Below are 22,621 nucleotides of genomic sequence, written 5' to 3' on the forward strand. Positions count from 1 at the left end.
GAAGAAAATGAAAACTACCTATTCACCGGCAAGATTTCTACTTTATTTTTCGCGACGACGCCTTCATAATAAACAATTTTAGACAAATATTTCACCGAGGACTTATGTATAAATAACAATTGCACAACACAAAGACAAATGAATTGTATTACTAAAATACGAATAAAAATTTTCTCCACTTTTTTCAAAGTATTCGTTCCTTTCTACCTTCTATTTACACATTTCATTCCTGATTTTATAAAACATGCAGAGAGTCCCTATATTTATTGTCATTTTCCAAGCATACTTTTATACATTTCCATTGTCGAATTTACTCAAAACATGTTATGTTCTAAATGTATTTTTTACTTGAAAGGGGTATAAACATTGAAAAGAATCCTAGTTTTACACACAGGTGGAACAATTGCAATGGAGGAAGATAAAGAAACTGGGGTCGTACAACCAGGTGAAAAAAATCCTCTTTTAAAATTCATTCCTGATTTAGAAGGCGATGTCGATTTAATCGTGGAAGATGTGTTCCATCTACCATCTCCTCATATGACACCGAGTGAAATGCTACAATTACAAGTCATCATTGACGAAAGAGTAAAACAAGACGATATTCATGGCGTAGTCATTACGCATGGTACGGATACATTAGAAGAAACAGCTTATTTCTTAGATTTAACAGTCCAAGCAACTATTCCAATCGTTGTTACAGGTGCAATGCGTTCTAGTAATGAATTAGGTGCTGACGGTCTATATAACTTCTTATCCGCTGTAAAAGTTGCTAGTTGTAATGAAGCTGCAGAAAAAGGCGTTCTCGTCGTATTAAACGACGAAATTCACTGTGCTACAAACGTAACGAAAACACATACAAGTAATGTCGCGACATTCCAAAGCCCACAATATGGACCAATTGGGATGGTAACAAAACGCGGGGTTGTCTTCCATCACGCTTTAGTACATCACGAAACATATACAGTAAACAAAGTGTCTAAAAATGTAGTTGTGCTAAAAGCATATGCTGGCATGGATGATACATTATTAGCAGCAATCGAAAACCTTCCTGTAGATGGAATTGTTATTGAAGCACTTGGACAAGGTAATTTACCTCCAAGAACACTTCCTAGTCTAGAACGATTAATAAACAAAGGAATTCCTGTCGTATTAGTTTCTCGCTGCTTCAACGGTATCGTTCAAGACGTATATTCGTATGAAGGTGGCGGCAAACACTTAAAAGATATGGGCATTGTATTCACATACGGTTTAAATGCTCAAAAAGCACGCATTAAATTATTAGTCGCACTAGAGAATACAAATTCTCATGAAGCAATTCAAAATATGTTTATGCACGAATAAAAAAGCTGTCGAGGTTTCTCGACAGCTTTTTTTATTCTTCTCTTGATGCAATGGTTTGCGCGATCGCATCTCCATGAAATCGACCATTCTCAATAAATATTTCATTCGCATTATTTCCAGCAGCAATTACACCTGCAATGAAAATATTTTCAGCGTTCGTTTCCATTGTATCCTCGGCATAAATCGGACGTCCTGTTTCTTCATCAATCCGAACACCCATCTTCGTTAAGAAGCTATGATCAGGATGGTAACCAATCATCGCAAATACAAAATCATTTTGGATTGTATATGCCTCACCATCAACTGTATACGTTAATGTATGCTCAGTAATTTCCTTCACATGAGCACCAAAATGCATTTGAATTGTGCCGTTTCGTACTAATCCCTCAAACTCCGGCAAAATCCACGGTTTTATGCTTGGTGAATACTCACTTCCGCGATACAGTACCGTTACACGCGCACCCGCTTTAACAAGTTCTAACGCAGCATCTACACTCGAGTTTTTCCCACCTATAACTACTACATCTCGATCAAAATAAGGATGTCCCTCTTTAAAATAGTGAGCCACTTTCTTCAATTCCTCACCTGGAACATTCATATAATTCGGATTGTCATAATATCCAGTTGCTACAACAACATATTTCGCTATATATATTTCTTTACTTCCGTCACGTTTTGTCGTCTCAACCTGAAAAACTTCTCCATCTTTTTGAACTTTTTCCACTCGTTCAAACGCATTCACTCGTACAGATTTGCGCTTCACTACTTCACGATAATACGCAAGCGCTTGATTTCGAAATGGTTTACGATTTTCTGTAATAAAAGCCACTTCACCAATTTCTAATTTTTCACTAGAAGAGAAAAATGTTTGATGTGTCGGATAATTATAAATGGCATTTACAATGTTTCCTTTTTCAATTACTAACGGATTTATCCCTACCTTTTGCAACGAAATTGCTGCTGCTAATCCGCACGGACCGCCTCCAATTATGATAGCTGTTTCTTTCTGCATACTCGGTTCACTCCTAGTCTTCTACCAATACACTATTTATAAAAACAAGAAAAAACCTACTTACAGCAGTAGGCACCTATCTTTATTGTATTCATTTTTCATATATTTGTCATCTAAACGAAACGTACATCCGATAGACATCTGCTAAAAACTGCTGAAATTTAATACCTTGTTTCCTTAATACATTTTCAGGATCAATCTTTCTTGCTGGATCAAGCGTTTTATGTGATACGATATCTTTTTTCGGATTCAAGCCGAAATTTTGACATAAATATGCATGATACCACGTAAAACGGGTATATGCTTCCCAAAAGTTAACATTACCACCATAACAAAGTTCTACTCCAATGGCAGCCTTATTGGCATCATAACCGTATAAGTCATTATCTGTCGGCACACCATATCGAACATGATAGGCAACTTCATTTATAGGAACAATTTCTAATATTGTTTTGTCATCTATAAATGTATGTGCCGAGGCTTTCGGTTGTATCTCGTTAAAATAATCCCGATTCCCTATCGCATTGCTACCAGGATTCCCCGTATCATGACTTACAATAAACCTTACTTTAGAAAGAGGAATTCCCGGTCGTGAACTTCCATATCCAATATAGTTACGCTCTATAGGAAACATCGCCATTACTACCAACTCCCACTTCAGAAGATTACCTTACTTCCTTATATATGTATTCGGTAGCAATGTCCTTATCGCATATTTCTTACGCGAAGAGAAAATCGAAAATATTTGATGTGAACACCATAAATAATAAAATACTTACAGCGACTCCATAAAAACCGTAAAACCAAACACAATCTTCTTTCGTATCTAAACCGAAAAATTTATTTACTGATTGTAATAATGTGCCGCGCTTACTTTGTTTGTTTCGTAATACTTCCACTCTTTCTACAACATCTGCTGGCATCATAAATCTTTGGTCTACTGTCATTTTCATCATTTATCTCTCCTTAAAATCATTTCCGTTTTGTTTATCTAAGGAGAGTATAGCACGTTTGTTCGTGTAGAACAAGCGTTCTTTTTAAATTTCATTTTATTTTTCAACAAACCAATTAATAATTACCAATATAAAAGCGATAATCGGTCCTACTACAACAGCACCAAATATTAAAAACAGTAGCCCTTCCCCGAACACCCGAACGATACTTGTTTTTTTGGCTCTCATCGTTCTTGCGAGTTCTCCCTCTAACCTCTTAACCTTTTCTTCTAATTGTTCTACTCGTTCCATCATTTCATTTTCCATATACAACACCTCACTCTAATACTTCAACAAAAAAACGTGATTCCCTCGAAAGGAATCACGTTTTCTCACATTATAATATTATACCCAACCTCTGAAGCGACTTGCTTCAGCCATTTTACGAACACCAACCATATACGCTGCTAAGCGCATGTTCACTTTACGAACTTGTGCTGTTTCATAAATAGAGTCAAATGATCTTACCATTACTTTTTCTAAACGTTGTTCTACTTCTTCTTCAGTCCAGTAGTAACCTTGGTTATTTTGTACCCACTCAAAGTAAGATACTGTTACACCACCAGCACTTGCTAATACGTCTGGAACAAGTAAAATTCCGCGATCTGTTAAAATTTTAGTCGCTTCTAATGTTGTTGGACCATTTGCTGCTTCAACAACGATTTTCGCTTTAATATTGTTAGCATTTTCTTCTGTAATTTGGTTCTCAATTGCAGCTGGAACTAAAATATCGCAATCAAGTTCTAACAATTCTTTGTTTGAAATTGTATTATTAAATAGTTTTGTTACTGTACCGAAGCTATCACGACGGTCTAATAAATAATCAATATCTAATCCGTTTGGATCATGTAATGCACCGTAAGCATCTGAAATTGCAATAACTTTTGCGCCTGCATCATGCATAAATTTAGCTAAGAAGCTACCAGCATTACCGAACCCTTGAACAACAACGCGTGCACCTTGAATATCAATGCCACGTTTTTTTGCAGCTTCGCGAATACAAATTGTTACACCTTTCGCTGTTGCTGTTTCACGTCCATGTGATCCACCTAATACAAGTGGTTTACCTGTAATAAATCCTGGTGAATTAAACTCATCAATACGGCTATACTCATCCATCATCCACGCCATAATTTGAGAATTTGTGAATACATCTGGAGCTGGAATATCTTTCGTCGGCCCTACGATTTGGCTAATTGCTCGTACATAACCGCGACTTAATCTTTCTAACTCACGGAATGACATTTCACGTGGGTCACAAATAATTCCGCCCTTACCTCCGCCATATGGTAAATCAACAATACCACATTTTAAACTCATCCAGATTGAAAGTGCTTTCACTTCATTTTCTGTTACATTCGGATGGAAGCGAATTCCACCTTTCGTTGGACCAACAGCATCATTATGTTGCGCACGATATCCTGTAAATATTTTAACAGTCCCGTCATCCATACGAACTGGTATTTTCACTGTCATCATACGAATTGGTTCTTTTAATAATTCATACACTTCGTTTGGATAACCCAATTTTTCTAATGCTTCACTAATAACAATTTGTGTTGAATTCAATAGTTCAAAATGTTGTTCCCTTTGTTGTTGTGTTTTTGTTTGAGTTCCCTTTTCGGCTACCATAGTAAGTAAACCCCCTGTAATTTCACTTGTTTAGTAAACCTTCATTGCCTAGTATACACCCTTAAATTTGGAATGCAATAGAAAACGCTAACAAATATATACAAACTATTTTCTGTTGCAAGCGTTTTCACTATTATTATAGTCCTTTTATTGCTTTTAGAAAAGTAAAATACTTAAATATTTAAATATTTTTCATTTTCATCAAATACATTACAAAAAAATCGGATCTATTTGACGAAGAAAAACGTAAACAAACATTTGCAATCAGCTATATTTTCAACATTTTAGATTTACTACCCTTGGCCAAATAAAAAGAAAACCTCAAGCTACTCTACTTTAGCTGAGGTTTTCTTTCTTTACAAAATAGTTGTGTATTTGTTCAATTGCTTGAGTAGCCATTAGTTCTTTACCATACTCCATTAGACGATAAATAGTTGCTGTAGACGGATTACCATATTCCGCTAAAATAGCTATAAAATCTGCCTTCAGTAATTGAACTTGCTCCTCTTCTTCCATCCAAAGATAGAAACGACCATCCCACGTATATAGTTTTCCGCCAGTTACATCAAGGTTATATAAACGATTCGACAGGTTAATTACGTCATCTAGTGTAGCAAATTCATATAGTATATGTTCGCTTTCATCTAGAGTCACTTGCATTTCAATAAACTCGTCACGGAACTCATCATCTGTATCCATTTCTTGATTTTCTTTCGTAACAATTACAACCATTCCTTGTGCTTGTAGAGAAAATACTTCCACTGCAATCGGACCATCTGCTTCAAATCCTAATTCCTTATTTGCTTCTTGCATCATATCACGAAATAATTGCTGTACTTTCGGTGCATTTCTCCACAAATCTTCTTTCGTTAATCCTCGTTCAGATAAATCATCAAATGTTAAGAAAATTTTTATCTTATTGTAATTTAATCGTTCCAGCCTCATCTCATACCCTCCCTACGTAACCAATGAATCTAATTTTTATTATATGAAATAGAAAATAGATGGTTCTTTTCGAACAACTATTCTGACACTTTTAACCATTCATCCCATTCTTTTTTCGTATCACCGATTAGGATCGTTTGAATGTTCAACTGATCTCGAGCACCTATTTTTCCTATAAGTCCAACAGAAAGGTCTCTACTTTTTTCTTGTAACAAATTAACAAAATTCATCGCCCGTTTACATTCTCGTCCATCTTCAAAAGATACAAATAAATACTTTGCCTGTATTTGTTCAGCAGCTGACAAAAGACCATCTTCCTCAAAACTTGTCCTAATATATATCGCCTCATATCCTTTTAAGCGCAAATACGTTGAGAAGACAAATCCTTTCAACATAGTATTTTCTAAAACAATAACTTTGTGTAAAGAAGTAAACGATGACGCGTTATGATATACCATTCCTAAACGAGTTTGCAAAAAAGAGACTACATATTGAAATTGCGCCATTGTAATCTCATTATTATTTTTTAACGTTTGCAATTTGTTTGCCACTTGAAGAATAGTACTTGCTACAACTTTTTCTGTTGAATATATACTAAAAGCCTCGTTTAATAATGCAGAAGTTGTAATTTCATCAAATTTTAACAAAGCTTGTAGTAAATCGTCCACTAAAACAACTTCTTTATCAGAATATAATTCTTCTTGAACGTTACTCTGCAAACGATTCCCTTCTAATAATTGAACTGCTTGTCCAATCATCATACCGGAAGAAACCTTCTCCATTAACCATTGCAGAGTTTGAATATGCTCCTCTGTATATAAACGATGCCCCGCATGATTTCGCTTTGGAGCAATAATATGATAACGTCTTTCCCATGCACGAAGTGTACTCGGCTGAATTCCAATTATATTCGAAACAGCTTTTATATTATATTTTCCATTTAGAGCTGGCATCATTTCCCTCCGCATAAAGTAATAATATGAGTTTGAGCAGGTGCTCGAAAACGAAGCGGGATCAATGTTGTTCCATACCCATTACTAACAAAAAGAGTCATATTTGAATGATTATATACGCCACCCTTTAAATATTTTTCAGATGGGAATAATCGAATCTGTCCTCCATGTGTATGTCCACTTAACACAAGTGAAATTTGTTCTTTTCCAGACATTTTATTTATTATATCAGGGTTATGGCTAATTAGTATGCGAAAACCCTCTTCTTTACAATCTGCCAACGCTAAATCTAAACGATCACGCTTCAATCCAACATCATCTACACCGAGTAAGCAAATCTTCTCTCCTAATTCAGACTCAAATACAACCCTTGTATTATCTAAAACTTTCACATTATTTTCTAATAGCAAAGCATCTAATTCATGATATTCAATCTCATAATCATTATTTCCCCAGACAAAATATACAGGAGCTATTTCTCTTAATTTTTGAATATTGGCAGAGATTTTTGATAAGGGGACGCCTTTTTCTGCCAAATCACCACCAATAATGACAAGATCTACTTTTCCTTTTACTTGTTCAATTATCGAATTTGAAATGACTCTTCTATGAATATCAGAAATAAAAAACACATTCACTTTTTGAAAACTTTTCGGAAATTCTTTAAATACTAAAGTATGTTCCAACACAGTATTACGCATCGCTTCTTTATACATTACAAGAAGAAATAGAATACCTATACATATGAGAGTACTTAATAATATAATCCATATCATATTTTTTCCTCCCCTCCTTATAAAGGTAATCTTCTTTTTATAACAAACTATAAGTCACTTATTTTACTAGCTTTCTTGCTCCGCGGACTTATCTTTTATTGGAATTTTTAATTCTTGGCCTACACTTACTTCATCTTCTTGTAAATTATTATATTTTTTAATCACTTCAATTCCACTTTCATCTGAAAAATACTGCCTCGCTATACTTTCTAAAGTTTCTCCCTCTTTCACCGTATGCGTCGCCACTTTTTCAGACTGTTTTGGCGATTCAGATTTAGCTGAATCAAAGAAAATTACTTCAAATGCACTTTTCCCAGCATTATTACTATCACTTTTCACCTGAATATACTTATCCGTATACCATAATATGCTAATTGGAAGCAATATGAATAGGAATGTTAAAACCCGGACGAAAATATGATTCATTTTAAACTTTTGTTTTTTCTCTTTATTTCTATGAATTTCACTACGCGGCGGTAAACTTTCATCTTCTTCCACTCGCTCAACTTCTAGTTCCTCTTCAAAATCAGGAATTCGTTTCCTCATGTTGTTCACCACCACCTTCCATTTATTTTCTTAATTGGAGTCCCATTATAAAATCAACAAGAAAGTGTGCAAAGATTGTTATAAACAAATTTCCTGTCCATTCAAATACATAGCCAAAGACAAAACTAATGAAACAGACGAAACAAAACAAAAAAGGCTTTTTTATATATCGAATATGTAACACTGCAAATACGAAACTCGCTATTACAATTCCAAAATGAGTCTGCACTACGCCTCTAAATAAAAATTCTTCTGCAAAGCCAATCACGAACGTAATAACAAGCAATTGCATGACTGACATCCCTTGAAACATTTTATCGTTAATACCCCCATCATCAAACCACGACTCTGGAAATACTCGCATTGCAACATAATCTAATAACACAATACCAATCGCTAACAAGCCACCTATTATAAGTATAGACACCGGTTCCCATTTCCAAAGACTATATACTGCTTTTATATCTTGAAATAATATATATGCTAGTAAACAGCCAATACCAATAATAATTAACTGTGTTATATACAAGTTCAGTCTTATTTCCTTCGGACTCATATCTTCAATATTATGCCTTTGAATGTTCATCATTCCTCCATCTTTTCTAGGCCGAAAAGCTTTTGTAACTCTGTTTCCCAATTATAGTCGAAATCCGATTGTTGCGCTTGTCTTTTTTTATAATCTGTTTTTGTAATACTACAATAGTCACAGCAGTTTTTTAATTCTTGCTCTTTTCTATAACCGAACTGTTGCAGCAAATATTCACGCCTACATCCTTTCACTTGTATCCATGATTTCATGTTTTCTAACTCACTATATTTATTACGTAGCCTTAATTCTACTTCAGCTACTATTCTATTCATAATTTCATCTGACAAGCTCTCCAATATTAATTTTCGCTGTTGTATGATTCCAAGCTGTTCGAGATGATAGCGGATAAAACGCCAATATTGTTCATTAAATCTTGCTGCATTATAACAAATTTCTTCTACCTCTTCTATTGGTAATTCTTTCGTTTGAAACATTCTTTCTTGTAGTAAAGAAAATAAAAATTGTATTTGCGACTTACTTGGCAATTCATCTTCAATTATTGAAATTGGCAAATCGTGATCTAACGGACTACATAGTAATATAGCTATACTCGGTTCACCATCTCTTCCAGCTCTTCCGATTTCTTGTAAATAAGAAGCTATATTAGTCGGATAATGGAAATGAATAATATATCTCGTATTCGCCTTATTTACTCCCATGCCAAAAGCACTTGTACATATTACAAGCTGCAACTGGTCATTCATAAACTGCTGTTGAATTAACATACGCTCTTCATGTTCCATACCACCATGATAAAAAGCGACACCAGTAACGCCTTTTCCTCTTAAGTATTCTGTTAAACGTTCTGTCCACGCTCTACTTGAACAATATACAATCCCTGGACCTTGTAAATACATCACCTGATCCAAAAGCGCTTCCTTCTTCTCTTCTATCGTCTCCACAAATTGTACTTCCATTGCAATATTCGGACGATCAATGGAGTATACATGCTGCGTCACATTCTTTAAATCTAAACTCTCTGCTATATCTCGGAGTACATCTTTCGTCGCGGTTGCAGTTAATGCTAGCACCGCAGGAGACCCGATATTCTCAATAACTACATTTAGTTTTTTATAGTCCGGTCTAAAATCATAACCCCATTGTGAAATACAGTGAGCCTCATCCACAACAAATAATGAAATATGAATTCTCTTCAATTCTCTTATTAACAATTCCGACTGTAACATCTCTGGTGAAACAAAAATAAATTTATATGAAGCTAATTTTTTCATTGCTTCTCTTTTTTCATGTAATGTCCGAAAACTATTAAATGCTATCACTCTGTTTTTCACAACATATTTTAATTGTGTAACCTGATCTTCCATTAAAGATAATAATGGTGATACAACAAGTACTGTTCCTTCTTGCATTAACCCTGGAAGTTGATAGCACATAGACTTCCCTCTTCCGGTCGGAAGCATCGCTATAACGTCTTTTCCTTCCAATAAATCTGTAATTACCCCTTTTTGCCCTGGACGAAATTCAGAATATCCAAACCACCTATGTAAATATTCCTCAAGTTTCATTTATACCCTCCATCCGTGCCAATACAAGACGGACTTCAAAATAAGAGATATCCTCTCCAACCGCTTGTTTCAACTCACGCAACTTACGTGTTTGTAATGCATCAATTACTTTTGTTACTTTATCTATTTTGTCTTTTTTCATAAACATCTCGATAGAAAAATCTCTTTCTCGCAAAGCAATTTCAACAAAATGATCTTCTATCGTCGCAACCTTTAAATTTCTAATTGTAGCTATTTCTTCTAAAGAGCGCCCTTGCTTCCAAAAATTATATGTTTTTTTCGTTGATAAACTAAATAATTCCGCTCTCTCATTTGGATAAGAGATAATCTCAGCTAATAATGGAAATTCATTTTCTTTATCACGAACTTCTTGTATAAGGAAATGAATTGTACCCCAAAATAAAAAGTACACCCTGAATATATCTTGTTTCGTAATTTCCGCTAATTGCTGCAATGTACAACCTATACGTTCATATCCTGTTAATCGATATGTTACAATCGTCGCTTCTACCACATCACCTTTACCTAAAAGATTATGTATTTCTTTCCATAATCTTTTCGCCAATTCATTTCGCCTATACGGTATACCTGTTAAAAAGCGTTTTACCCACACCATGATTTCTGTATCTTGTTGAATCGGAATAAACTTCGTATTATTCCGTTGTAAATTAGATATAGTTTGAATAATTAAGGATAATCTTTTCCAAAATGTTTCACCTAATTCACCATAGTGCAAACCGTGTAAATACGCCGGAAAAGCATATACTTCCTCCCATGTATGTAACTGCACGTTACCTTTAGATGTTAACAAATATGTATTTTCATGTATTTCTTGAATCAAATCCGCTTGTAACAACTTTGCAACTTCACGATCATATTCAGTTCTATTTAACGATTTATATATCCCAAACAAAAAGGAAATTCGGAACATATTTCCATCTTGTAACGTTTGCGAAGAACGTTTTCCCTTTAATAAATAATAAATAGAAGAAACGGTCCTTTCACCATTCAATTGTTTTAAACAATACAATAAAGTATATTGTAGTTGCATTACCGCTTCCACCTTTCAATCTAACTTAATTGCTTTTCGGTACGATTGCACCTGCACCGTCTACCGTTACCCATTAAACTTATCATATCGGCACTATATACTTGTATATATTCTATTGTACCAAACGAAATAACATTTACGTATTTTGAAAATCTTATGACATAATGCAAAAATAAGTTGACACTCTAATTGATAAGCATTATCATTATAATTTTATGTTGAAAAGTTTTAAAAACCGTTTTACAATAAGGTTATAATTTTTATGACGAGCTTTTCACATACATATTATCAGGAGGGAAAAAAGATGGCAAAATATACAATCGTTGATAAAGATACTTGTATTGCATGTGGTGCTTGTGGCGCTGCTGCACCAGACATTTACGACTATGATGATGAAGGTATTGCATTCGTAACATTAGACGATAACCAAGGTATCGTTGAAATTCCAGATGTATTACTTGAAGATATGATGGATGCTTTCGAAGGTTGTCCAACTGACTCAATTAAAGTTGCTGACGAATCATTTGACGGCGACGCTTTAAAATTCGAATAGTCTTTTATTAACTTCAAAAAATGCCCCTCATATTAATGAGGGGCATTTTTTGTTTGCATAATACTTAATAAAAAACCATTAGCAGTTCCATACTACTAATGGTTTTATTCTATCTTCTATGCATTTTTCATTTTTGCAAACACCCATACTTTCAGGCGTGAAAATAACGCTACAAATACAATTGTCACAACAATTCCTTTAATCAAATTAAACGGTAAGATTGCCGTTACAACTGTTGTTCTTATCGCCTCACTAGACATAGCTGGTGAATTTAAAAACCAAGTGTAAGCTGGGAATATGATGATGTAGTTTAATACACTCATGATAAGCGCCATTGTAATTGTCCCTAGCATTAATCCTGACGTTAAACTCTTTACAGTACGATACTTTCTAAATAAGAAAGCCGCTGGTCCAATAAATAAACATCCTGCAATAAAGTTTGCAATTTCTCCAACTGGCACACCCGTTAAACTTCCTTGAATCCCGTAATGTAAAATATTCTTTATCGCCTCTACAATTACTCCCGCAATTGGTCCGAAAATAATTGCTGCAATTAGAGCCGGCACATCACTAAAATCAATTTTTAAAAATGGCGGAAGCCCTGGGAACGGGAAATCCAACATCATCAGTAAATATGCAATACTACTTAGCATCGCTACACTCACCATCTGCACTACACTGTTTTTTTGTTTCATCTTTCTCTCTCCTTTTCCATCGATCATCTCATGGAAAGTGGAAAGGTTCTGCTATGCCTATTTTTTCATAGAATGAATAAACCCTTTGTGTTTTACACAAAGGGAGAATTTAAGGCACATCAAACAGACGTTCAAATACCTATCTTTTTTGAACGCTTGAACCTCCATCTTCTCCCATCCAGACTATACTGTCGGCTTTGGAATCACACCAAATCCTGCCTTAACGGCTCGCGGGCTTAGAACAAAATCATACATAGTTCATCACCGCCGGTCGGGATTTTCACCCTGCCCCGAAGATAGACCGATATTCTATTTTCCCCTTCATTATACAACAACCTCATAACATTGTGAACTAAAAAATTGTAACTTATTAAAAATTAGTTATTTATTTTTAATAACCTAATAAAAATGACGAAATATTTTACAATACAACCCATATTTTTTATTATTCGGCATTTCTCTTATGAATTCCCTAGTCATATATAATTAAAAGTGATAAGATGTTGAATTGTTAAGATAAGAACATTTTCTGAATTATGGAGGAAATGTCATGAAGAAAGATAAGAGACACTCTATTCGAGAAGCAATGAAAAAAAACTTAAGAAAAGAATACTTTTATTTAAAAAAAGAATTACTTTTCTGCTGTCCAATCGATTTAGGCACATTCTCAAGCGAGACATACTATGCTGCTTTCGATGAAGATGGCATCAGTATTTATCAGTATGATAAAAAGACAGAAAGTAAATTAAAATTGTGCGAACGTCATCCATGGAAGAATTGGAATAAAGTGAAAGTTGATCACTATTTGACAACGTCTCAATTTATTTTTCAAGGTGAGCGAAACTGGATTTTATCCCTTTTCCAAAAAGGAAAAGAAGCTCAAAAAATTATCGAGGAGCATACAACTTTACAAACAGAAGTTGTTTCCCGCTCTTTCTTAAAAAAACTTCCTGGTTTTCGTTCTAATACACCTTTGAATAAATACATCGGCAGCATTTGCTACACTGCACTTATTGCATTTTTATTAAAATGGATGATTCCATTTCAAGCACCACAAATCGCCTTGTACTCTATTTCAATTGGTTGTATGCTTCTTGGCCTACTCTGTCTGACAATCGGTTTAATTGAACCGACTATTGTACTGTTTCGGACAAATGAGAAAACAAGAACAAAAGTCTTTTACTTATATAGCTACTTAGCTATTTCTGGATTTATATGTGTCTTTATTTTTTGGTAAAAGAAGCCGTCCCAAAATATATTTTGGGACGGTTTTCTGTTAGAAATAAGTTGCTCTTGTTATAATATTTCGTTGCTAAGTCGCTATCTTTTGGCAAAACATCGATACAATTTCATTTCCTATCGTCATCTTTAAAAAATAAATCTATTCAAAGTTTATACTTTCGGCACGTTTCCCTTACTTAACATATAATTGTTGATTTGGATAAATTCGCTCTTGCTGCAATCCATTTTTTTCTTTAATTTCATTAACTGTCATACTAAATTTCCGCGCAATACCGACTAAAGTATCTCCTTTTTGCACGATGTATAATGATGAAGAAGCGACTTCATTTCTTTGTTCATTTAAAACAAACAATGGATTCATCGCATTCTTTTTCGCCATCGTCCACCTTCCTTGATGAACTTCTAAATGTAAATGCGCTCCTCGCGATTCTCCTGTATTCCCTACTTCTCCAACTATTTCCCCCTTTGAAATATAATCCCCTTGAACTACATATCTCTTATTTAAATGTGCATACACAGCCTCATATTCTCCATGTTTAATAAATACAACATTCCCATAACTACTTGAATAATAAGACTTTGTAACCTTCCCATCTTGAATGGCTGCCACAGGCGCTCCGATCGGTGCCGCTATATCAATACCATAGTGTTTTCCATTTCTTGTCCCAAAATAATCACTTATCTGACCTTCAACGGGCCATGTCCATCGATTTTCTTCTGCGTAAACATGTAATTGAGATAAATACAATACAGTCAATAACAAGACGCCACATTTTAACACTTTCATATACATCCTCCGTTTTCTAATCACCGCCATACCTTCTCTATTTTGGTATATTACAGAAAAAAGTATACAAAAAAAGAAAGTGAATCACTCCACTTCCTTCTCTTTTTTATCTCGAAAAACGATTGCACTGCGATTATACTCCACATCTTTCACTTGTAATCGAGCATTTATTACTCTAGCTACCGCAAACAAATAATCAGATAATCTATTTACATACTTTAGAACAACTTCATTTATTTCCCCTTCTTTTTGTAAAGACACTATACATCGTTCTGCTCGCCTTACAACTGTACGTGCAATGTGAATAGCAGCTGCCGACTCACTTCCACCGGGTAAAATAAAGCGCTCTAGCGGCGGTGCTTCTTCTATATACGAATCAATTCTTTTTTCTAAGCTTTCTACCATTTCGATTTTTACTTTATAAGGAAATTTCCCCGCTACTATCGCCAAGTCTCCCCCGCAATCAAATAGTTCATGTTGAATATTTTCAAGTTCATTGTAAATATCTCCAAAAGACTCGCTTTGTAGCTTAGCCATCGCATATCCAATATGAGAATTCGCCTCATCTATCGTGCCATATGCTTCCACTCGGATATCATCTTTATCCACTCTGCCGCCTATTACACTTGTTATCCCTTTATCTCCTGTTTTTGTGTATAATTTCATCGCTTTACGACACCCCTCTTATTCTTCTTCATTCGACTAAGATAGAAAAAAGTTCTACTATTATTTATTTAATTGATTTTACAAAAAAATAAAAAACAGCAGAACTTTATTCATTATCAACTTTAAAAATAGATATCTAAATTATACGATTCGGTAAATATACAGAGAATGTAGTTCCCTCTCCAACAACACTTGAAACAGCAATTTTGCCATCATGGCCTTGCACAATATTTTTTGCAATCGCAAGCCCCAGTCCTGTTCCACCTTTTTTTCCACGTGTTCTAGCTTTATCAGCTTTGTAGAAACGATCAAATAAAAATGGAATATCTTCTTCTGGAATACCAGCACCCGAGTCTTGTACTTCAAAAATAAGACCATTATTTTTCGTATCAATTACAAGCGTTACATGTCCGCCTGCATTCGTATGACGAATTGCATTATCAATTAAATTCGTCAATACTTGTTCCATACGATCTGCATCAAACGGGTATTGCTCAATTGGATTTTTGAAATCAACCGTTAATGCGACTTCTTTATCCTTTGCAATCCCTTGGAATTTACGACCTATTTTTTCAACGAAAGGATGAATATCAACTTCACCTATATGTAACTCTACATTACCACTTTCCATACGCGCTAAATCTAATAATTCATTTACAAGTTTACCTAAACGAACAGATTCATCATAAATGATTTGAACAAATTCATTAATTTCTTCTTTCGTTTGCACAATATCATCTAAAATTGCTTCACTATACCCTTGAAGCATTACCATCGGTGTACGAAGCTCGTGTGATACGTTCGCAATAAAGTCCTGACGCATCTTCTCAAGACGGCGTTCTTCCGTCATATCACGCAATACAGCTACCGCCCCGCGAATTTTTGTTTGGTTGTAAAGCGGTGTCATAAGAACTACGTAATTACCTTTTTGTAAATTAATTTCAACCACTTGTTGTTGTTCGCTTTCTACAACGAGATGGAATAGTTCCACAAGTTCAGAAGGTAGTTTTTTACTTAGCTCTATCTCTTTTTCTTCTTGCCAAACTTGTAAGAAATGTTCAGCTGGCGGATTGATTACAACGACTGCACCTTCTTGATTTAACGTAATAACCCCATCTGCCATACTACTTAAAATACTAGCTAACTGTTCTTTCTCTTGCTGCAGAGCGTTCATATTAAACTTCAACTGTTTTCCCATTTGATTTAAGGCCGTTGCAAGCTCACCAATCTCGTCCTGAGATACCATAGGAGCTTTCGCATCAAACTTCCCACGCGCCACCTCAAAAGCAACCTCACGCATTTTACGGAGTGGCGCTGTAATTCGAGTAGATAGGAAGAATGCAAAGAACGTCGTTAATATAATCGCAATCCCTGCTGATAAGAATATAAAATCAGTCGTTCTCTCCATACCTTGTATCGGTACTTGTAAAGATTCGTATACGAACACTGCACTTTGATTTTTTGACTGTACTGGTTTTCCGACAATCATAATATCATTTTCAGTGTTTTTATTCTTTCTACTATTAGAAGCTTTTCTAATGTTATTCTTAATTTCTTTTTTGTCTGTAAAAACAGCCGCTAATTCTTTATCCTCTTTCAAATCATCCATTGTAAGAGTGACTAACCCTTCTTGTTTCGGCGAAGAAGATATTTCTTTACCATCTTCTACAATAATGATCCTTGAAAGTGGATCAGAGAATTTGTACGCGATATTCTCAATCGTTTTTACATCCGCACCTTCTTCAATTAACTCTGAAACACTTGTTGCAACTTTTTGAAGCCTAGCTTCACTCATATCAACATAATATGTTCTAAAAAACTGTGAAAGTAAAATCGCAACAAATCCAAGTACAAACGAAACGAGAAGTAATATGGTCATCCATAACTTCCCTACTACACTTCTCCAAAGCATCAGTCGTTCACAACCTCAAACTTGTAACCTACGCCCCAAACGGTAACAATCATCTTCGCAGCATCTGGTGATTTTTTGCTTAACTTCTCACGCAAACGCTTTACATGCGTATCAACTGTACGTAAATCTCCGAAGAATTCATATTGCCATACTTCTTTTAACAATTGCTCACGATCGAATACTTTATCAGGCGCTTTCGCTAAGAATAATAGTAATTCGTACTCTTTCGGTGTTAAGTTCACCTCATTACCATCTGCTGTTACACGGTGTGCATCATTATCAATTGTTAAATGAGGGAACACAGTAACATCTTTTGTCGTTGTATCTTGTGTAAAGAATGTTGTCGGTACAGAACGGCGTAAGACCGCTTTCACTCGAAGCACTACTTCACGTGGGCTAAATGGTTTCACAATATAATCATCAGTTCCTACCTCAAACCCTTGTACTCGATTTACTTCTTCACCCTTTGCAGTCAACATAATAATCGGCGTCGCTTTCTTCTCACGAACCCCTTTGCACACTTCAATACCATCTTTACCAGGCATCATAAGATCTAATAGGATTAAATCATAATCATTTTGCAGTGCCATTTCTAAAGCTGTATCACCATTGTCTGCTTCATCAATTGTGTATTGTTCTCTCTCTAAATACATTTTCAACAAACGACGAATACGATCCTCATCGTCTACAATTAAAATTCTTGATTCATTTTCCATTTTTACCCGTTGCGTACTTTTACCACAACGGTTCACACCTACCCTTCTACACTATTATGTTGCGCTATTCTCGTTTATTTAAGCAATCTTCTAAATGTTTCACTTTCCATATTATGCTTCACAAGAATAATAAAGTTTGTTCAATTTTTTTCCAAAACTATGTATTTTTTTTGAACAGTATATAATGTCCTCGACATCATTTTACAAAATCAACCGCTACTTTGTCATGTTTTTCTCAAAAAAGAAGAAAAGTTGACAAAAATAAAATAGGAAAGTGACATTCACTCTCCTATTTTATTTCTCTATGCGTATGAATGTAAACCCGCGATAATTAAGTTTACTACAATAAAGTTGAACATAATGATTGCAAAACCAATTACCGCTAACCACGCTGACTTCTCTCCGTGCCATCCTTTTGATAGGCGTAAATGTAATACCGCAGCATAAAAGAGCCAAGTAATAAGCGCCCAAACCTCTTTCGGATCCCATCCCCAAAAACGTGTCCACGCTATTTGTGCCCAAATCATCGCGAAAATTAATGCACCTAATGTGAAAACTGGGAATCCAATTGCAATAGAGCGATATCCGATTTCATCTAGTAAATCACTATTCGTATTCTTGACTAGCGGCTGAAGTGCTGCTGATACTCGTTTCCGTAAAACAAGTCTTAATACAAGATAAAGTAATGTTCCGACTAACACTGACCAAATAACAGTATTTAATTTTTTCGCATTTACAATCGCTGGAACTTCAACTGTCGGCTCTAATTTATTTTCTGTCAGTAACTTTCCTTCATGTGGCCCCACTAAAGCCGGAAGATTGTACTTCATTTCCACTTGTTGTTCATTTTTATCAATCCATTGAAACTTCGCTTCATATTTCATACTAGAAAATACTGTTGTGACTCCAATAAACCCAACTGTACAAACAAGTGTGAACACGACCGTTTCTAACCAAAATGTACGTTTACTTTTCACTGATTGATCTACATTTTTTAATAAATACATAACGCCCGTAATAAAACTAATTGCTAAGATCGCTTGTCCTGCTGCTGCAGTCGTCACGTGAATATGTAACCAATTACTTTTTAAAGATGGAATAAGCGGAGATATTTCCCTCGGAAACATACTCGCGTAGGCAATTAATAAAAGCGCAACTGGTAACGCAAAGAGTCCGATAATACTTACACGATACATAAAATACATGACAATAAATGCTCCGACAAGCATCATGCCGAAAAATGTACCGAACTCAAAAAAGTTACTCACTGGTGCATGTCCTGATGCAATCCATCTTGTTACAAAATATATTGTTTGTGCTATAAACCCTAAAATTGTAATCGTTATTCCTACATTTGCCCATTTATGACCCTTTTCTTTAATTGCTCCCCCGAAAAATAGAGTTGCAATTAAATATAAAATAAATGCGGTAAAGAGAAAGTTACTACTTATTTGCACCATATCGTTTCCCCACCTTAACTAATTTTTTTATCGACTACTTTATCGCTTGGCTGCGGAATTGCTGTACCTTCTATTACTCTTTCAATATCTTTCTTTAAACCGAACCAATTTTTATTCGTATGTCCTGCAATCCACCATTCATCATTAACGCGTTGTATCCAAATACGGCGATGATTCCAATACATCCCTTGAATCACACCAACCATAAATATAAATCCTCCAATACCGAGAATCCAAAGCGTTAAATCTTTCCTTATAGTAAGTGCTGTTGCATTTTGCATTTCCACACCTGCAAAGGACATTTTATATTTGTTATTCCCATCAGGTTCTATATTTTGCTGAATACCAACAAAACTCACTTCACCATCTGGTGTTTCAGGCGTAAACATTTTAAAGACGAATGCAGGATTGTTTGGTAATTTCGTTTTTGTGTTCGGTCTTCCATTCTCGTCAAAATAAAAATCAGGGAAATAACTTAATAGTTCTAGAGAATAACCATTTCCTAAATCATATTTTTCTGTAGGATTCGCTAAATTTACTTTAATCGGTCCCCACTTTTGATTACTTTCTTTATTTTGCAAGTTAAAGGACATACTTTTAAATTCACTTTCTTTATAATCGACTTGATAAACGGCAAATCGATCAAATTTCAGCGGTTCATTCACTCGAATTTCCGCTTCTTTTACTTTTTCTAGTCTCGGTTTTTGTCCTGCTATATTTTCGCCGACCGCTTTATATAATACAGCATTCGTTTGGAAGTTTTTCGCAATCATTTTATCACCTACACGATCAATTGCTTCATCAAAAACTTCCTTGTCTTTACTCTTATCATAAACTTCCTTTATAAACTTCTCGTTTTTTAAATAGTATTGACCATCTGTCCCTGGTATTTCTTTCGTTTCACCATCACGTAACCAAAGTGCTTCGTCTACGTACATACTTGGTAAAAAACGAAGCATCGCACCGAATAAAAAAATAATAAGACCGATATGATTCACATATGGACCCCAGCGTGAAAACCGTCCCTTTTCAGCTAAAATGTTACCGTCTTCCACTTTCACGTTATAGTTCGCTTTCTTTAAATTCTTTTGCACTCTTTCAAGGTCACCATCTTGCGGCGTACCAGTCCCATATAACCTTTGTCTCTTTAAAAAACTAGGATGTCTTTTCACCCCTTGTTTTTTTAGAGCTTTATAAAGTGGAATGACGCGGTCTAAACTACAGATCACAAGTGAAATACCGATAGAAGCAATTAAAATCATATACCACCATGAACCGTATAAATTATTAAATCCTAATTGATAGTATAATTGCCCTAAAAATCCGTATTCTTGTTTATAATATTCAGCTGGTGCAATCCCTGGAGTTATGTACATTTCTTGCGGAAAAATAGTTCCAATCGCCGATGCAGCTAAAGTGATTACAATGAGCCATACACCCACTTTTACAGAAGAGAAAAAACTCCAAATTTTATCGACTACCGTCTTTGTCTGCGTGAGAGATCTTCGAGCACTCCCCTCATAGCGCATATCCAATAGTTTTACATTTTCACTGCTTTCAAATGGTTTCCCACAAGCTTCACAAAAAACGGTTCCTATCGGATTAACATGTCCACATTCACACTTAATTTCTTTCAACACTCTCACCGCCCCTGTATCTATATGTACTATTGTATATTCTAACCTCAAGTTACCGCAATACTCAGAATTTTTAAACCAGAGGCACTATAGGTATGCACCTCGTATGTAAAGGCTTTCTTTATTGCGGCGTAATTTTCTTTAAATATCCTTCTAACTGTTCTTTCGTTTGTTCACCTATAATTTGCTCCACTACTTTTCCATCTTTATCAATCAAAAAACTTGTCGGTAATGGTCCTACTCCATATGTCCCAATAATCTTTTGACCTTTATCAATGGCAACTGGGAATTTCAAACCATATTGGTTGACAAAGTTCTTTACTGCGATATCCGTTTCGTCTGCATCTAACGCAATAATTTCAACGCCTTTTTCTTTATACTTTGGATATAATTCATTCATATAAGGCATTTCTTTTTCACAAGGTTTACACCAAGTTCCCCAAAAGTTTAAAAATACACCTTTTCCCTTTAAATCTTTTAGTTCAATTTTCTTTCCTTCTAAATCCGTCACAACAAAGTTAGGTGCTTCTTTTCCGATTTGCATTTTCTCTTTATCAGCAAAGAATCCTTGATAAAGTGTAAATCCTACAGCACCACATAAAATAAGTAGAATAATAACGCGAAATAATAAGCGATTTTTTTTCATATTACCTCTCCTCTCCTCGGTAAATGATATGTAACATCTTCTGTAAATGTTGTATTGAATAAATCACCAGCAGAGAACTCTACTGGTGAAATTTTAACTCTATAGCTTATCTTGGCTTTGTAGAAGCCAATGCACGTAATTGTTTCACCTCATGTGGTGTCAATTCTCTCGCATCACCAGGTCGCAAGCTTCCTACTTCTAGGAAAGCATAACGTTCACGCTTTAGTTTCACTACTTTACAATCTAACGCTTCAAACATACGACGTACTTGACGATTACGTCCTTCATGAATTGTTAATTGTACAATCGCCATTTCTTTACGCTTGTCCCAAGAAATAATCTTTACACGCGCTGGTGCTGTTTTCCCGTCTTCTAACGTCACACCACGTTCTAACATACGGATTTTCTCACCTGTTAGAGGGCCTTTTATTTTTGCAACATATGTTTTTTCAACTTTATATCTAGGATGCATTAATACATTTGCGAAGTCCCCATCGTTTGTCATTAATAATACGCCAGACGTATCATAATCTAAGCGTCCGATTGGGAATAAACGTTGTGTAATTTCCGGGAAAAAGTCTGTTACAACATTTCTTCCTTTATCATCTGATACACTCGAAATTACGCCAGTTGGTTTATATAGTAAAAAATAAACAGGTTCTTCTTTTTCAAGAGGGATGTTATTTACTTCTACTTTATCTTGAGGAGTTACTTTCGTTCCTAACTCCTTCACTATTTTTCCGTTAACTTTTACTTTTCCTTGCTGAATTAATTCCTCAGCCTTTCTTCTCGATGCAATACCTGCTTGCGCAATCACTTTTTGTAATCGTTCCATTTCTTTTTTTCACCTCGAATTTATCTTACCTTACATTAGAAAGACTTGGCAACCGCATACGCTTTACGGCTATTCGCTTCATCTTACTTAAACAACATAGCGATGATAA

General features: G+C 35.1%; 25 protein-coding genes and 1 riboswitch. Of the genes, 3 read left to right on the plus strand and 22 right to left on the minus strand.

Going from position 1 to position 22,621, the window contains the following annotated elements; genetic code table 11:
- Positions 1–14 precede the first annotated feature (14 nt).
- Entirely contained in the window at positions 15–188 is a 174-nt protein-coding gene (locus EUC40_RS27025; protein ID WP_084064354.1) for a YpfB family protein, read from the minus strand.
- A 178-nt stretch (positions 189–366) separates the two neighbouring features.
- Here EUC40_RS27025 and ansA point away from each other — a divergent pair, with 178 nt between their 5' ends.
- Complete coding sequence (gene ansA, locus EUC40_RS18495; RefSeq protein WP_071709789.1) at positions 367–1,341, plus strand: asparaginase; 975 nt, start codon at positions 367–369, stop codon at positions 1,339–1,341.
- 31 nt (positions 1,342–1,372) lie between these two features.
- On the opposite strand, the gene EUC40_RS18500 is transcribed toward ansA, so the two are convergent.
- The 12 genes from EUC40_RS18500 to EUC40_RS18555 all read right to left on the minus strand — a co-directional run bounded on the left by EUC40_RS18500 (position 1,373) and on the right by EUC40_RS18555 (position 11,363).
- Complete coding sequence (locus EUC40_RS18500) at positions 1,373–2,353, minus strand: YpdA family putative bacillithiol disulfide reductase (RefSeq protein ID WP_156576238.1); 981 nt, start codon at positions 2,351–2,353, stop codon at positions 1,373–1,375.
- A gap of 109 nt (positions 2,354–2,462) precedes the next feature.
- Complete coding sequence (locus EUC40_RS18505; protein WP_156576239.1) at positions 2,463–2,993, minus strand: peptidoglycan recognition protein family protein; 531 nt, start codon at positions 2,991–2,993, stop codon at positions 2,463–2,465.
- 79 nt (positions 2,994–3,072) lie between these two features.
- Positions 3,073–3,309: a DUF3961 domain-containing protein gene (locus tag EUC40_RS18510; protein WP_001983018.1), complete on the minus strand. Its 237-nt coding sequence runs from the start codon at positions 3,307–3,309 to the stop codon at positions 3,073–3,075.
- 93 nt (positions 3,310–3,402) lie between these two features.
- Positions 3,403–3,612: a hypothetical protein gene (locus tag EUC40_RS18515; protein ID WP_071709792.1), complete on the minus strand. Its 210-nt coding sequence runs from the start codon at positions 3,610–3,612 to the stop codon at positions 3,403–3,405.
- Positions 3,613–3,690: 78 nt separating this feature from the next.
- Positions 3,691–4,977 (minus strand): NAD-specific glutamate dehydrogenase, encoded by a 1,287-nt coding sequence (gudB, locus tag EUC40_RS18520; protein ID WP_071709793.1) that lies wholly within the window; start codon positions 4,975–4,977, stop codon positions 3,691–3,693.
- Between the two features lie 336 nt (positions 4,978–5,313).
- A complete protein-coding gene (locus EUC40_RS18525; RefSeq protein WP_071709794.1) occupies positions 5,314–5,922 on the minus strand; it encodes a genetic competence negative regulator in 609 nt (202 codons plus the stop codon).
- Between the two features lie 77 nt (positions 5,923–5,999).
- Positions 6,000–6,875: a MerR family transcriptional regulator gene (locus EUC40_RS18530; protein WP_156576240.1), complete on the minus strand. Its 876-nt coding sequence runs from the start codon at positions 6,873–6,875 to the stop codon at positions 6,000–6,002.
- A complete protein-coding gene (locus EUC40_RS18535) occupies positions 6,875–7,651 on the minus strand; it encodes a metallophosphoesterase (RefSeq protein WP_071709796.1) in 777 nt (258 codons plus the stop codon). The genes EUC40_RS18530 and EUC40_RS18535 overlap by 1 nt, the downstream gene beginning before the upstream one ends.
- Before the next feature lie 66 nt (positions 7,652–7,717).
- Positions 7,718–8,197: a LysM peptidoglycan-binding domain-containing protein gene (locus EUC40_RS18540; RefSeq protein ID WP_001231539.1), complete on the minus strand. Its 480-nt coding sequence runs from the start codon at positions 8,195–8,197 to the stop codon at positions 7,718–7,720.
- Positions 8,198–8,219: 22 nt separating this feature from the next.
- On the minus strand, positions 8,220–8,783 hold the full coding sequence (locus EUC40_RS18545) for a CPBP family intramembrane glutamic endopeptidase (protein ID WP_071709797.1): 564 nt from the start codon (positions 8,781–8,783) through the stop codon (positions 8,220–8,222).
- Positions 8,783–10,312, minus strand: coding sequence for a RecQ family ATP-dependent DNA helicase (locus EUC40_RS18550; RefSeq protein ID WP_071709798.1), 1,530 nt, complete (start codon positions 10,310–10,312; stop codon positions 8,783–8,785). The genes EUC40_RS18545 and EUC40_RS18550 overlap by 1 nt, the downstream gene beginning before the upstream one ends.
- Complete coding sequence (locus EUC40_RS18555; RefSeq protein ID WP_156576241.1) at positions 10,302–11,363, minus strand: YpbB family protein; 1,062 nt, start codon at positions 11,361–11,363, stop codon at positions 10,302–10,304. The genes EUC40_RS18550 and EUC40_RS18555 overlap by 11 nt, the downstream gene beginning before the upstream one ends.
- Before the next feature lie 304 nt (positions 11,364–11,667).
- Here EUC40_RS18555 and EUC40_RS18560 point away from each other — a divergent pair, with 304 nt between their 5' ends.
- Positions 11,668–11,916, plus strand: coding sequence for a ferredoxin (locus tag EUC40_RS18560; protein ID WP_001151996.1), 249 nt, complete (start codon positions 11,668–11,670; stop codon positions 11,914–11,916).
- A gap of 116 nt (positions 11,917–12,032) precedes the next feature.
- Here the strand turns inward: EUC40_RS18560 and EUC40_RS18565 are convergent, their stop codons facing one another.
- Complete coding sequence (locus EUC40_RS18565) at positions 12,033–12,611, minus strand: ECF transporter S component (RefSeq protein WP_000810847.1); 579 nt, start codon at positions 12,609–12,611, stop codon at positions 12,033–12,035.
- Between the two features lie 162 nt (positions 12,612–12,773).
- Positions 12,774–12,913, minus strand: a riboswitch (FMN riboswitch).
- 248 nt (positions 12,914–13,161) lie between these two features.
- On the opposite strand from EUC40_RS18565, the gene EUC40_RS18570 reads away from it, so the two are divergent.
- A complete protein-coding gene (locus EUC40_RS18570) occupies positions 13,162–13,848 on the plus strand; it encodes a hypothetical protein (RefSeq protein WP_000710834.1) in 687 nt (228 codons plus the stop codon).
- A gap of 177 nt (positions 13,849–14,025) precedes the next feature.
- On the opposite strand, the gene EUC40_RS18575 is transcribed toward EUC40_RS18570, so the two are convergent.
- The 8 genes from EUC40_RS18575 to rluB form a co-directional block, all read right to left on the minus strand.
- Positions 14,026–14,640 (minus strand): peptidoglycan DD-metalloendopeptidase family protein, encoded by a 615-nt coding sequence (locus EUC40_RS18575; protein ID WP_156576242.1) that lies wholly within the window; start codon positions 14,638–14,640, stop codon positions 14,026–14,028.
- An 84-nt stretch (positions 14,641–14,724) separates the two neighbouring features.
- Entirely contained in the window at positions 14,725–15,306 is a 582-nt protein-coding gene (locus EUC40_RS18580) for a cob(I)yrinic acid a,c-diamide adenosyltransferase (RefSeq protein ID WP_156576243.1), read from the minus strand.
- 136 nt (positions 15,307–15,442) lie between these two features.
- The gene (gene resE / locus EUC40_RS18585) at positions 15,443–17,218 is read right to left on the minus strand and encodes a sensor histidine kinase ResE (protein ID WP_084064359.1); all 1,776 of its coding nucleotides are present in this window, start codon (positions 17,216–17,218) and stop codon (positions 15,443–15,445) included.
- A complete protein-coding gene (resD, locus tag EUC40_RS18590; protein ID WP_002017976.1) occupies positions 17,218–17,934 on the minus strand; it encodes a DNA-binding response regulator ResD in 717 nt (238 codons plus the stop codon). The genes resE and resD overlap by 1 nt, the downstream gene beginning before the upstream one ends.
- 302 nt (positions 17,935–18,236) lie before the next feature.
- On the minus strand, positions 18,237–19,394 hold the full coding sequence (resC, locus tag EUC40_RS18595; protein ID WP_156576244.1) for a cytochrome c biogenesis protein ResC: 1,158 nt from the start codon (positions 19,392–19,394) through the stop codon (positions 18,237–18,239).
- 14 nt (positions 19,395–19,408) lie between these two features.
- The gene (gene resB, locus EUC40_RS18600) at positions 19,409–21,034 is read right to left on the minus strand and encodes a cytochrome c biogenesis protein ResB (protein ID WP_071709804.1); all 1,626 of its coding nucleotides are present in this window, start codon (positions 21,032–21,034) and stop codon (positions 19,409–19,411) included.
- 118 nt (positions 21,035–21,152) lie between these two features.
- Complete coding sequence (gene resA / locus EUC40_RS18605) at positions 21,153–21,677, minus strand: thiol-disulfide oxidoreductase ResA (RefSeq protein ID WP_156576245.1); 525 nt, start codon at positions 21,675–21,677, stop codon at positions 21,153–21,155.
- Between the two features lie 106 nt (positions 21,678–21,783).
- Positions 21,784–22,512 carry a 23S rRNA pseudouridine(2605) synthase RluB gene (gene rluB / locus EUC40_RS18610; protein WP_060630153.1) on the minus strand — a complete coding sequence of 243 codons (729 nt, stop codon included), beginning with the start codon at positions 22,510–22,512 and terminating at the stop codon, positions 21,784–21,786.
- Positions 22,513–22,621: the final 109 nt, after the last annotated feature.

Source organism: Bacillus luti, from assembly GCF_009739945.1.
Taxonomy (GTDB): domain Bacteria; phylum Bacillota; class Bacilli; order Bacillales; family Bacillaceae_G; genus Bacillus_A; species Bacillus_A luti.